Source organism: Pseudomonas danubii (assembly GCF_042980055.1).
GTDB lineage: Bacteria > Pseudomonadota > Gammaproteobacteria > Pseudomonadales > Pseudomonadaceae > Aquipseudomonas > Aquipseudomonas danubii.
Window position 1 is genome coordinate 4,268,476 of sequence record NZ_CP116502.1, and the last position, 11,814, is coordinate 4,280,289.

Annotated in this window: 11 protein-coding genes; 1 reads left to right on the forward strand and 10 read right to left on the reverse strand. The window is 64.1% G+C overall.

Going from position 1 to position 11,814, the window contains the following annotated elements; translation table 11 throughout:
* Window positions 1-12: 12 nt before the first annotated feature.
* On the reverse strand, window positions 13-492 hold the full coding sequence (locus tag PFZ56_RS19785) for a nuclear transport factor 2 family protein (protein ID WP_016965720.1): 480 nt from the start codon (window positions 490-492) through the stop codon (window positions 13-15).
* 58 nt (window positions 493-550) lie between these two features.
* Window positions 551-1,114 carry a TetR/AcrR family transcriptional regulator gene (locus tag PFZ56_RS19790; RefSeq protein ID WP_102865197.1) on the reverse strand — a complete coding sequence of 188 codons (564 nt, stop codon included), beginning with the start codon at window positions 1,112-1,114 and terminating at the stop codon, window positions 551-553.
* A 235-nt stretch (window positions 1,115-1,349) separates the two neighbouring features.
* On the opposite strand from PFZ56_RS19790, the gene pssA reads away from it, so the two are divergent.
* On the forward strand, window positions 1,350-2,693 hold the full coding sequence (pssA, locus tag PFZ56_RS19795) for a CDP-diacylglycerol--serine O-phosphatidyltransferase (protein ID WP_102865196.1): 1,344 nt from the start codon (window positions 1,350-1,352) through the stop codon (window positions 2,691-2,693).
* Window positions 2,694-2,927: 234 nt separating this feature from the next.
* Here the strand turns inward: pssA and PFZ56_RS19800 are convergent, their stop codons facing one another.
* The 8 genes from PFZ56_RS19800 to PFZ56_RS19835 form a co-directional block, all read right to left on the reverse strand.
* The gene (locus PFZ56_RS19800) at window positions 2,928-4,127 is read right to left on the reverse strand and encodes an MFS transporter (RefSeq protein WP_102879606.1); all 1,200 of its coding nucleotides are present in this window, start codon (window positions 4,125-4,127) and stop codon (window positions 2,928-2,930) included.
* Between the two features lie 235 nt (window positions 4,128-4,362).
* The gene (gene efeO, locus PFZ56_RS19805) at window positions 4,363-5,187 is read right to left on the reverse strand and encodes an iron uptake system protein EfeO (RefSeq protein ID WP_110595578.1); all 825 of its coding nucleotides are present in this window, start codon (window positions 5,185-5,187) and stop codon (window positions 4,363-4,365) included.
* A gap of 35 nt (window positions 5,188-5,222) precedes the next feature.
* Window positions 5,223-6,536 (reverse strand): iron uptake transporter deferrochelatase/peroxidase subunit, encoded by a 1,314-nt coding sequence (gene efeB / locus PFZ56_RS19810; RefSeq protein ID WP_170002439.1) that lies wholly within the window; start codon window positions 6,534-6,536, stop codon window positions 5,223-5,225.
* Between the two features lie 15 nt (window positions 6,537-6,551).
* Entirely contained in the window at window positions 6,552-7,751 is a 1,200-nt protein-coding gene (gene efeO / locus PFZ56_RS19815; protein WP_170002437.1) for an iron uptake system protein EfeO, read from the reverse strand.
* Between the two features lie 10 nt (window positions 7,752-7,761).
* Complete coding sequence (gene efeU, locus PFZ56_RS19820) at window positions 7,762-8,610, reverse strand: iron uptake transporter permease EfeU (RefSeq protein ID WP_170002434.1); 849 nt, start codon at window positions 8,608-8,610, stop codon at window positions 7,762-7,764.
* Window positions 8,611-8,830: 220 nt separating this feature from the next.
* The gene (locus PFZ56_RS19825; protein WP_102865190.1) at window positions 8,831-9,736 is read right to left on the reverse strand and encodes an AraC family transcriptional regulator; all 906 of its coding nucleotides are present in this window, start codon (window positions 9,734-9,736) and stop codon (window positions 8,831-8,833) included.
* Window positions 9,737-9,916: 180 nt separating this feature from the next.
* On the reverse strand, window positions 9,917-11,215 hold the full coding sequence (locus tag PFZ56_RS19830; protein WP_170002432.1) for a glycosyltransferase: 1,299 nt from the start codon (window positions 11,213-11,215) through the stop codon (window positions 9,917-9,919).
* An 85-nt stretch (window positions 11,216-11,300) separates the two neighbouring features.
* Entirely contained in the window at window positions 11,301-11,660 is a 360-nt protein-coding gene (locus PFZ56_RS19835; protein ID WP_102865187.1) for a response regulator, read from the reverse strand.
* Window positions 11,661-11,814: the final 154 nt, after the last annotated feature.

Sequence of the window (11,814 nt, forward strand, 5' to 3'; positions counted from 1 at the left end):
GGGGCGGGTGGGTTACAGGCCTAGGTCGCTGAGGCCTGGATGGTCATCCGGGCGCCGGCCCAGGGGCCAGTGGAATTTGCGCTCGGTTGCCTTGATCGGCATGTCGTTGACGCAGGCAAAACGCCGGGCCATCAGCCCTTGTTCGTCGAACTCCCAGTTCTCGTTGCCGTAGGAGCGGAACCAGTTGCCCGAGTCGTCATGCCATTCATAGGCGTAGCGCACGGCGATGCGGTTGTCGGTAAAGGCCCAGAGTTCCTTGATCAGGCGGTAATCCAGTTCCTTGGCCCATTTGCGGGCGAGGAAGGCCTTGGCCTCTTCGCGGTTGTGGGCAAACTCGGCGCGGTTGCGCCATTGGGTGTCCAGGGTGTACGCCAGGGATACCCGTTCCGGGTCCCGGGAGTTCCAGCCATCTTCGGCCAGACGGATCTTTTCAATCGCCGACTCGCGAGTGAAAGGTGGAAGGGGCGGGCGCACTTGAGCGTTAGACGACATGACTTGTCTCCAATAAAAGTTGCTGTTCAAACAAAGCAGTTGCTCTTGTTTAAAACAATCAGAGGTCCAATAACTTTCGCGCCATGCATTGCGCATTATCAGCAGCACTGTGATCGCCCATGACAAGGGCAACGGTAATGGCGCCATCGATCAGGATCAGCAGTTGCGCTGCCAGTTCCTTTGGATGTTGCACGCCATGTTCCTGGCAAAGCTCGGTCACGTAATCGAGCAGTTTCTGTTTATGTTGTTTGGCCACCTGGCGCACCGGGTCCTGGGGATCGCCGGTCTCGCCGCTGGTGTTGATAAAGGCGCAGCCGCGGAAACCTTCGGACCCGAACCAGTCCCTGAGTACGCTGAACAGCGCCAGCAGCCGCTGTGCAGAGCCTTCGGCCTTGCCCACTTCAGTCCTGTACCAGTGCATCCAGCGCTGGTCGCGACGTTCCAGGGCGGCCACCACCAGTTCATCCTTGTTGCTGAAATAGCGATAGACGCTCTTTCTCGAGACCCCGGCGGTCTTCACCAACAGATCCATGCCAGTGGCGGCAATGCCGCTCTTGTAGATCAGCTTCTCGGTGACGTCGAGGATGATGTCGCGTGTTTCAGAGGGAGTGATTTCGTTCATGGCGCAAAGAGTAGAACGATCGTTCTCCTTGGTCAATCCTGTTATTCAAACTTTTATATTCAGCGGTCTTTCTCACAAGTGCTGGCTTGCCGGCCAAGGTAATTTCCAGGGCAGTGCAAGACTCAAGATGCTTTGCGCCAGCAAGCCGGTTACTTCAGAACGGGCTGACAGGGGACTCAGCCTGTTCCATGGTGTAAGCTCTTGCGCTCTTTGGATTTGAGCCACTGCGAGCCCTATGCCGTCGCTTTTCAAACGTTCCTTGCTGCCCAAACTGCGTAGCTTCCCCCTGGCTGCCGAAGCCTTCACCACTCTGACTGGCGCTGCGCAATTTCGTCGCACTCTGCTGGAGCAAATTGCCCAGGCCCGGCGGCGCATCTATATCGTCGCGCTGTACCTGCAGCAGGATGAGGCCGGTCAGGAAATCCTCGATGCCTTGCATGCCGCCAAGGCCGCGCGCCCGGAACTCGAGGTGCTTGTGGTGGTGGACTGGCTGCGGGCCCAGCGCGGCCTGATCGGCGCCGGCAAGCAGCCGGGCAACTCGGCCTGGTATCAGGAAATGACCCGTACCCACGCCACCGAAGTGCCGATCTACGGCGTGCCGGTGCAGACCCGGGAGCTGTTCGGGGTCCTGCACCTCAAGGGCTTCGTGATCGACGATTGCGTGCTTTACAGCGGCGCCAGCCTGAACAACGTGTACCTGCACAAGTTCGACAAGTACCGCTTCGACCGTTACCACCTGCTGCACAACCGCGCCCTGGCCGACTCCATGCACCATCTGGTGCAGCACGGCCTGGTGGCGTCGCGGGCGGTACATCGCCTGGACCTGCCGAACCTGCCGACCACCCGCAGTCTGCGTAACGACATCGGTGACCTGCGCAGTCGCCTCAAGCACGCCACCTACGACACCACCGCTGGTGGCCTGGACAAGAGCGGGCTGTCGGTCAGTCCGTTGCTAGGCGTCGGCAAGGGCAACCCGCTGAACCGGATCATCTGCGAACTGATCGCCGGGGCCCGCCAGCAACTGACCATCTGCACCCCGTATTTCAACCTGCCCTTGGTGGTGACCCGGGAAATCAATCGGGCCCTGGAGCGCGGGGTGAAGATCGACATCATTGTCGGCGACAAGACCGCCAACGACTTCTATATCCCGCCCAGCGAGCCGTTCAAGGTCATCGCGGCCCTGCCTTACCTGTACGAGATCAGCCTGCGACGCTTTGCCAAGCGCCACCAGAAAGTCATCGACAGCGGCCTGCTCAACCTGCACCTGTGGCGTGACGGCGACAACACCTACCACCTCAAGGGCCTGTGGGTGGATGAGCGCTACACCTTGCTTACCGGCAACAACCTCAATCCCCGGGCCTTCCGCCTGGACCTGGAGAACGCCCTGTTGCTGGACGATCCCAAGGGCGAGTTGCTGGAGGCGCGTCGTGCCGAACAGGCCGAGATCTACCGCCATACCCGGCGCATCGAGCACTTCCAGTACCTGGACAGCCTGGTGGACTACCCCGAGGCGGTGGGCAAGTTCCTGCGTCGGGTCAGCCGGGTGCGCATCGAACGCCTGCTCTACCGCATGCTGTAGCCTGTAGCCGCTGCCGAGCCTGCGAGGCTGCGCAAAGGTCCGCAGGACCTTCAGCGCCCCGAGGAACGACGCCTCCTGCAGAGCCGTTCGCAGCCTGCGGCAGCGGCTACAAAAGCTCTGCGATAACACCTGTAGCCGCTGCCGAGCCTGCGAGGCTGCGCAAAGGTCCGCAGGACCTTCAGCGTTCCGAAGAACGACGCCTCCTGCAGAGCCGTTCGCAGCCTGCGGCAGCGGCTACAGGGATCGGGGGGTTGGCCAGATGGCGATCAGTACCAGCAACACCGCCGCGAGCAGGTAGGGCAGGCGCGGTTCGATGGCGTAGATCAGGCTGCCGGCCATGGGGCCGATGACCACGCCCAGGCCCTGGGCCGCGCCGATGCTGCCAGCCGTCGCGCCCTGTTCCGAGGCCTCTACGGCGTTGGCCGCCAGGGCCGAGAACGATGGAAACACCCCACCCATGCCCGCCGCCGAGACAAAGAACGCCAGCCACAGGCCCCAGGCACTGTCCACCAGCATGCTGCCGGCATAGCCCAGCGCCGACAGCAGGGCGCCGTAGCGGATCATCCGCAGCGGCGGCCATTCCAGCTTGCGCACCACCAATTGCGCGCAGATCAGTGCCACGCCGACCATGGCCAGGGCCACCCCGGCCGTCTGGGCGGCATCGGCGGGGCTCATGCGCAGCCGGTCCAGGGCATAGAAGCTGACGGTGATCTGGGCAATCGACACACAGAGCATGGCGACAAAGGCCACCACCATGGGCCGGCGCAGCCGTGGGTCGCCCAGGCGCACCCGCGTCGGGGCATGGGCCAGGTGCAGTTCCTGGCGCGGCAACTGGTAGCGCAGCACCACAAATGCCAGCAGCGGCAGCACCGCCATGGCGTAGAACGGCAGGCTGAGGCTGTAGCGGGCCAGCAAGGCGGCCACCGCAGGCCCCACCACCAAGCCCACGGCGTTGGCGGCGCCCAGGGTGGCCATGGCGCGGGCGCGGTGCTGGGGTTCGACGTTATCGGCGATCAGGGCGAAGCCGCCCACCGGGATCGCCGCATAAAAGGCACCGATCAGCCCGCGGCCAAGCATCAGGCCGAGAAAGGCCATGGCGACGCTGGGCAGCGACTGCAGCGACAGGTCGATGAACAGGCACAGGGCCCAGTAGGCGAGGGTGAAGCCGGCCGTGCCCAGCAGCAGTACCCGACGCCGGCCGAAGCGGTCACTGGCCTGGCCCCAGGGGCGCGCCAGGAGCATCCAGATCACCCCGGAAACGGTCACGGCGGCGCCCGCATGCCAGGTTTCCAGATGCAGGGCCCGGGAGATCGGACCGATCAGCGAGACGAAGGCCATCATCGACATGGTGCAGGCCATGTAGGCGGCCATCAGCGGCAGCAGCGAGAAGGGTTTGGCAGCCAGCGGCGTGGCCGCTGCTGTGGAGCGAGACATAGTGGGTCTTCCATGAAAGCCGTTGGGCCGTGAACGTTATCGGGATAACGGGCAACCGCCCAGCCTTATCTGCGTCGGTGATGGCAGCACCCTTCAGGCGCCGGCTTGTCGGCGAAGCGGGCGACCAGGACGAAGAGGCAATTGCGGCCTGTGTTGTTCTGGGCGTCGCTTTGGCTGGCCAGCCAACTCCTGCACCAGCCAACTCCTGCATGAGCTGGCTCTGGTGAGGGCGGGCTCAGTTCAGGCCCAGTTTGCCGCGCAGGGTGGAGAGGTCTTCGGCCAGGGTGTTGACCGGACCGATCAGGGCCTTGCGGTCGTTTTCCTTGACCTTGTCGTAGGTCATGAAGCCGCCGTCCGGGGTTTTGTACTTGGCGAGGATCTTGTTCACCGTGGCGAAGTTCTTGTCCACCTTGGCGACAAAGGCCGGGTCCTGTTTCGCGATCTGCCCACGGAACAGGTCGACGATTTTCTTTGCGCCGTCGATGTTGCCCTGGAAGTCGTAGAGGTCGGTGTGGCTGTAGCGGTCTTCTTCTCCGGAGATCTTGGTCGCGGCCACTTCCTCCAGCAGGGCGGCGGCACCCCCCACGACCTTTTCCGGTGGGAAGGTCAGGCCGGCGACGCGGGTCTGCAGGTCCTTGACGTCCTTGTTCAGGCCGTCGGCGAGCTCGCCCAGGCCTTCGGTGCTGTTTTCCGAGAACAGCGAATATTCCAGGCGGTGGAAGCCGGTGAAGTCTTCGGCCTTGACGCCTTGCTCGTGGTCGTCGACCCGGGAGTCGATGGCGGCGTCCAGGTCGCTGAAGAGTTCGGCGATGGGTTCGATCGACTCGTAGTAGACCCGGGTCGGTGCGTAGAGCTTCCTGGCGCTGGCCAGGTCGCCCTGTTTCACCGCATCGGTGAATTGCTGGGTGTGGCTGGCCAGTTCATCGAGCTGCTCGGTGACGTAGATCTTGTAGTCGGAGATCGGCCCCACCAGCTCCAGGGGCGCAGCGGCGGCGAACGCCGACAGCGGAGCGTGGAGCAAGCCAAGGGTCAGCAACACAGCGAGGGGCGACTTTTTCATGGGACTTTTCCGTGGGGGTTGAAGTGTCATGGGGGTCAGGCGCTGGTGTTCGGTCGGGTGGCTTCGAGCAACGAGCGACCGATGAAATCGCCGGCGCCAGTGACCCCCGGCAAGCTGAAGAAGTAGCCGCCACCGGTAGGCTTGAGGTACTCCTCCAGAGGCTCGCCGTTGAGGCGGGTCTGGACCGCGATAAAGCCTTTTTCCAGGTCCGCCTGGTAGCAGATGAACAGCAGGCCCATATCCAGCTGGCCGTTCTTGTTGACCCCATTGGAGTAGTTGAACGGCCGGCGCAGGATCAGGTTTTGCCGGGTCTGTGGGGTGCGCGGGTTGGCCAGGCGGATGTGGGCATCGAGCTTGGTCAGCTTGCCGTGGGGGTCCCGGGCGTAGTCGGGGACCTGGCTTTCTTTCTGGCCATCCATGGGCGCGCCCGTGGTCTTGATCCGGCCGATGATGCTTTCCTGCTCCTGCAGCGGGGTGCGGTCCCAGCGCTCGACAAAATTGCGGATGATCCGTACCGCCTGGTAGCTGCCGTGGGTTGCCCAGGCCGGTTCGTCGCTGCCGGGTTGGACCCAGACGATCTGCTGCATGGCTTGCTGGTCATTGGAGTCGGGGTTGGCCGAGCCGTCGCGAAAGCCCAGGAAGTTGCGCGCGCTCTGCGCTGGCTCCCCGGGCTTGGCCGGCGCCTGGGGCGGCACGCTGCCTTCCTGCTTCCAGCGCACCAGCAAGAGGTCGGGGAGGTTTTTCACGATGTCGCGCAGGGCGTGGATATTGGTGTCGGCGGTGTTGGAGCAGAACTGCAGGCTCAGGTCGCCATGGCAGCAGGCCGGCTCCAGGGCATCGTTGGGAAAACCCACCATGCGGATCAGGCGCTTGGGTTTGGCGGCGGCCAGGCCAAAACGTTCGTCGAACAACGATTCGCCCACCGACACGGTGATGGTCAGGTTGTCCGGGGTCACTACCGGGCCGAGGATGTCGGAATCCAGGGGCGGCAGTTTCGGGTCGACTTGGGCCACCGGCCCGCCGCTCATGAGAAAGGCGATGCGTTCGTCGAGGGTACGGAACAGTCGCTCCAGGTCGTCGCGGTCGCTGGCCAGCACATCGAAGGACACCAGCATGCCCGAGGTCGGGCGCGGGGTGACGATGCCGCTCTGGTGCTGGCCGTGGTAGTCGTGGCGGTCCTGGGTCCTGTCGCTGCTGGGGGCCTGGGTGACCTGGGCTGCGGCGCCGGCGGCCATGGCCGGGCCACTCAGGCTGCTGCCGGCCAGGGCCACTCCGGCGGCGCCCATGCCCAGCAGCACGCGCCGGCGCTGGGCGGAAAAGCACGGGTTGGATGGATCGGAATCGTTCATTGAAAACTCGTCTGGTTACAGGCCGGAGAGGCCGAGTGCGGGATCGATGGCGTCGAGAGCGTCGGCCAGGGCCTTGGCCTTGTCGGCGATCTCTTTGCGTTGTGCGGCGCTGACCTTGTCGTAGTCCAGGTAGCCGGCGTCGTCGCGCAGGCTGGCGAGCCGGGTGTCCAGTGCATTGGCGGCGTTGTCGACCTGGGGCAACAACCGGGCAGCGGACTTGGCCAGCAAGGGGCGCAGCAGGTCGATGACCTTGCGGGTGGTTGCCAGGTTGGCGGCAAAGCCGTTGAGGTCGCTGTGGCTGTAGCGTTCTTCCTCGCCGCTGCTGGCCCGCAGGTCGGCAAGGCTGCGCAGGTTGCGTGCGACGATGCTCACCAGTTGTTCCGGCGCCAGGGTTTGGGCCAGCAGTTGCTCCTTGAGGCGCGAGACGTCGCTGGACAGCTGCTTCGCGACCGGAGCCAGGCCGGCCAGGTCGCGTTTCTGGAACAGGCCGTATTCCAGGCGGTGGAAGCCACTGAAGCCCGGGTCCTGTTCCCGCTGTTCGAAATAGTCGGCGCGGGCGTTGATCGCGTTGTCCAGCTCGGCCAGGCGCTGGGCGGCCGGGGCCAGTTGCTGGTAGGCGGCGCGGGCCGGCAGGTACAGGGCTTGTGCCTGCTTCAGGTCACCGGCATCGATGGCCTGTTGCAGAGCGTTCACCGCCTTGATCAGGGCATTGCCCTGGGTGCTCAGGTAAACCCGGAATTCCGCCAGTGGGCCGATAAAGGCCACCATCGAAGGCCGGGCCTTGGCCTGGGCCTCGGACTGCGCGGTCGGGGTCACGTGCAGGGTGCCGCGCGGATTGCTCAGCAACCCGCACGTGATGGCGTAATCACCCGGTTGCAGGGTGGCGTTGATCACCTGGCTCAGGCCCGGAGCGATGTTCTCCCGCTCCTCGACCACCAGCACGCCATCGAGGATTTCCCATTCCACGGCGCGGTCCGAGCGGTTGACGATGCGAAAGCTGGCGTGGCCTGCCGGCACCGTCAGCGCGTTGGGCTCACAGCTGTGGGGATGGAGGGTCACGGTGATTTCGCCCTGGTGGGCCTGGCGCTTGCTGGCGGCCCGTTGCGAGGCGTAATAGAACAGCCCGCCGGCGGCGATCATGACGATCACCGAGCCGGCAACCGCCCAGCGCAAGGCGCGGGGCGGCGAGGCCTGGGGAGAGGCTTGCTGGGTCATTGAGGGAGCCTTACTGACTGGAAACGGAAGATGCTGAGCCGGGCGCCTTGGCCGGGGCGCCACCGGGCAGGAAGAACAGCACCAGGGTCACGCCCAGGTACAGCACATAGGCGCCTAAGGTGCTGAGGGTGGGGGCGTCCTGGTAGCCGAACATGCCGGCCAGCACCGAGCCCAAAGGGCCATCCATGGGCAGGCTGGCGCTGACATCGAAGAGCACGCTCTGCAGGTGGTTCCAGACCCCGGCTTCATGCAGGGCCTGCACCGAGTTGGCGAGGATGCCGGCGGCCACCACCAGGATGAACAGCCCGGTCCAGCGGAAAAATGCGCCGAGGTTCAAGCGCATGCTGCCGGTATAGATCAGGAAACCGACGATGATCGCCACGATCAGCCCCAGCAGGGCGCCGAGCGGCGCGCCCGGGCCTTCGCTCTGCTGGAACACCGCCAGCAGGAAGAACACGGTTTCCAGGCCTTCCCGGGCGACGGCGAAGAACACCATGGCAATCAGTGCGGCGACCTGATGCCGGGAGCCGGCCAGGGCCTGGTCCAGGGAGGCGTGCAGGGAGTGCTTGATCGAGCGCGCCACCTTGCGCATCCAGAACACCATGGAACTGAGAATGCCTACGGCCACCAGGCCGACGATGCCCTCGAAGAGTTCCTGCTGCTTTTGCGGGAATTCGGCGCTCATCAGCTCCAGGCCGCCGCCCACCAGCAGGGCCAGGGCCGCGGCGAGAAACACTCCGATCCACACCGCGGGCATCCACTGGCCACGGCCGGTCTGCTTCAGGTAACTGGCGATGATGCCAACGATAAGCGCGGCTTCAATCCCTTCGCGCAGCATGATCAGAAATGGAACAAGCATTCAGCACCGGCGGGGCAATGGGTAGGGAGCTAACTTGTAACATAATGATACTCATTGCCAAATGAAGATCATTGACATCTGCTGAACGAAAGCTGAACGAGATTTATTTACCAGTGTTCGCGCTCTGTAGGAGCCGGCTTGCCGGCGAAGGGGCCCCTGAGCCTTGTGCAGGACGTTGGAGCGCCTTCGCTGGCAAGCCAACTGCTACGGGGCGGGGCGATCAGCCCAGGTTCTGCTCGGTCAGGCGTTGCACCGCCAGGCGGCGGTAATGGGAAGGGGTCATGCCCTTGAGTTGCTGGAAGCGGCGATTGAAGTTGGAGATGTTGTTGAATCCCGACTCGAAGCACACGTCGGTCACCGGTTTGTCGCCATCGGCCAGCAGTTCGCAGGATTTGCTGATCCGCAGGCGATTGACGAACTCGATGAAGCAGCGCCCCGTGGCCTGTTTGAACACCCGGGAGAAGTAGGTGGGCTTCATCCCCAGGTACTGGGCCACTTCCTCCAGGGGCAGCTCTCGGGCGTAGTGGGCAAAGATGTAGTCCACGGCACGGTTGGTGCGGTCGACACTGTGTTCATCCGCCAGTTGCACGCGGGTGGCGCCGGACAGCAGTTGATAGTCGTCGCAGGCCGCCAGCAGTTCCATGAGGATGAAAAAGTGGCCGAGGCGGGTGATGCCGCTGGAATCGGCAATGCGCTGCATCAGGGGCAGGGCCTGGGCGATGGTGTGCTTGCAGCGGAACTCGATACCGTATTGCGCCCGCTCCAGCAGCGGGCTGAGGTTCTTCAGTTCGGTGAACACCTGGCTGCCGCTGTCGAACAGTTCGTCGGTGAAGTTCACCAGCATGTCGCGCTTGGCCACGACCTCGTCCTCGGCCACCTGGCTGATCCAGTTGTGGGGCAGGTTGGGGCCGGTCAGGAACAGCGTCTGCGGATAGAAGTTGCCAATGTAGTCGCCGATGAACACCTTGCCGGAGCTGGCGACGATCAGGTGCAGTTCGTATTCCTTGTGGAAGTGCCAGCGCACCAGGGGGCAGGGGAAGCCGTGCTGGCGATAGATGATCGACAGGCCGTTATGGTCGTCCATCAACTCGTAGGAGGGGTCGCTGATCTTGCCGGTTCGACTCATGGCGCGGGACTGTTCTTGTTGTTGGCCGCGCTGATAATGCCTTGTGCCCCGCCCGCGCACCAGTAGGAGCTGGCTTGCCAGCGAAGAGGTCCTTGAGGGCGATGCAGGGCTTGCGGGCCTCTTCGCCGGCAAGCCGACTCCTACAGGGAGTTTGCGTGTCTCGCCCGTAGGAGCAGGGGGTCATGGGGCAGGGCGGTTCTTGGCTTCGATCCATTGCGCCATGTATTGGGTGCTCTTGTGATGGTGGTGTCGCAGCATGGCGCCGGTGAAGTTGTCCCGGCGCAACTGCTCCAGGTGCTGGCGGCAGTCTTGCAGGCGCTGGATCAGCGCCGGGCCGTGGACTTGCTGGCGGTAGCGCGCCTCAAGCAACCGCCGGCCATCGGTCTGGGCCTGTTCCCACAACTGTTGGTCCTGGTACAGGCGCACGGCCGCGGTCGCCAGGGCGCAGGCCGATTCGGCCACCGCGCCCGGCCAGGGCAGGCCATCCTGGGACATGGATTCGCTGCCCACCGGCGTGGTGACGCTGGGCGTGCCGCAGAGCATGGCGTCCAGCAGCTTGCCCTTGATCCCGGCGCCAAAACGCAGGGGGGCCAGGCAGATCCGCGCGGCGCTCATCACCTGCAGCGCGTCTTGCGCCCAGTTCATGATGTAAAAGCCCTGGGCCGGGTTGTGCAGGGCTGCCGCCTTGGGCGGGGTGTAGGCGCCATACAGGTGCAACTGGGCGCCGGGCAGTTGCTGGCGGATCAAGGGCCACACGCGGTTTTTCATCCAGAGCACGGCGTCCCAGTTCGGCGCGTGGCGGAAATTGCCGATGCTGAGGAAGTGCGCCCGCTGTTCGAAGGGCGGGAAGTCCTGCGGCAGTTGTTCCAGCATCAAGGGGCACCAGTGCAGCAGCGCCGGAGGCAGGCGGAACTGCTGCACCAGCAGCTCGATCTCCACCTCGGAGATCATCAGGCTCAGGTCGCAGCGGTAGATGGCGGCGATCTCGCGCTTGGCCAGGTCGGTGTCGGCCATGTGCTGGAACTCTTGCGCCGCGGCCTGGGTGAACAGGGCGCTGAAGTCATCTTCGTCGGCGCAGGCCTTGAGCTGATCCTTGAGGCGCTGATGCCGGGCATGGCGCAGGCATTGCAAATCCGAGGTTTCCAGGACCCGCAGGGCATTCGGGCAGTGTTGCTCGACCCGCCAGCCGAACTGTTCCTCCATCATGAACTGGTCGAACAGCACGATGTCCGGGGCCAGTTCGGCGACAAAGCGGTCAAAACTGCTGTTGTTGAGTTCGATCGGGCATTCGCGGATACCCAGGGCCGTCAGGTCCTCCTTGTGTTCGCCCTCTTTGGCCGGGCTGCTGAAGGTCAGCTCCCAGCCCTGGTCGAGGAAACTCTGGAGGATCTGCATCATGTGCCCGCCGGCGGCGGAGGAGCGGGGTTCGGGCCAGACGTAACCAATGATCAGGACTTTGGTTGCGGCGGTGGGACTCATGAGGGGCGATTCCTGGCAGGCAAGGGCAAAAAAAGGCCGCCATTAAACCACAGCGCGCCAGCGGCGGATCAGGCCGCTGCCGGGCTCAACCGAGGATGCTGCGCACCTTGTCCCGCAACTGGTCGATGGAGAAGGGCTTGCCGATCACCGACATGCCGGCAGGCACGTCGATGGACTCGGCATAGCCGCTGGCAAACAGCACCGGCAGGTGCGGACGCAGTTGCCGGGCGCGTTCGGCCAGTTCACGGCCGTTCATGCCGGGCAGGCCGACGTCGGTCATCAGCAGGTCGATGGTCTGTTGCGGGTTTTCCAGCAGGCTCAGCGCGGCGTCACTGCCATCAGCCTCCAGGACGCTGAATTCGAGCTCTTCGAGAACATCGACAATCAGCATGCGCACGATGGCATCGTCTTCGACGACTAGGATGGTGGAGACGCTGGCGGGCATAGGGACTCTCTCAAGAAATGGGTGGTACGGGGCGCTGCGACAGGCGGCCCTGTGCATCAGTAAGTGGCGACTGGCCACAAGTTCCCGAAGCTGTACAGAAAAAGGCTGTTGTACAAGCGCCGGCAAGAATAACCGCTTCCCTTGTCCCAGGGCA

Excerpts from the sequence above, each read along its gene's own strand:
- PFZ56_RS19785 (WP_016965720.1), bottom strand. The coding sequence starts at position 492 with ATGTCGTCTAACGCTCAAGTGCGCCCGCCCCTTCCACCTTTCACTCGC.
- PFZ56_RS19790 (WP_102865197.1), bottom strand. The coding sequence starts at position 1,114 with ATGAACGAAATCACTCCCTCTGAAACACGCGACATCATCCTCGACGTC.
- pssA (WP_102865196.1), top strand. The coding sequence starts at position 1,350 with ATGCCGTCGCTTTTCAAACGTTCCTTGCTGCCCAAACTGCGTAGCTTC.
- PFZ56_RS19800 (WP_102879606.1), bottom strand. The coding sequence starts at position 4,127 with ATGTCTCGCTCCACAGCAGCGGCCACGCCGCTGGCTGCCAAACCCTTC.
- efeO (WP_110595578.1), bottom strand. The coding sequence starts at position 5,187 with ATGAAAAAGTCGCCCCTCGCTGTGTTGCTGACCCTTGGCTTGCTCCAC.
- efeB (WP_170002439.1), bottom strand. The coding sequence starts at position 6,536 with ATGAACGATTCCGATCCATCCAACCCGTGCTTTTCCGCCCAGCGCCGG.
- efeO (WP_170002437.1), bottom strand. The coding sequence starts at position 7,751 with ATGACCCAGCAAGCCTCTCCCCAGGCCTCGCCGCCCCGCGCCTTGCGC.
- efeU (WP_170002434.1), bottom strand. The coding sequence starts at position 8,610 with ATGCTTGTTCCATTTCTGATCATGCTGCGCGAAGGGATTGAAGCCGCG.
- PFZ56_RS19825 (WP_102865190.1), bottom strand. The coding sequence starts at position 9,736 with ATGAGTCGAACCGGCAAGATCAGCGACCCCTCCTACGAGTTGATGGAC.
- PFZ56_RS19830 (WP_170002432.1), bottom strand. The coding sequence starts at position 11,215 with ATGAGTCCCACCGCCGCAACCAAAGTCCTGATCATTGGTTACGTCTGG.
- PFZ56_RS19835 (WP_102865187.1), bottom strand. The coding sequence starts at position 11,660 with ATGCCCGCCAGCGTCTCCACCATCCTAGTCGTCGAAGACGATGCCATC.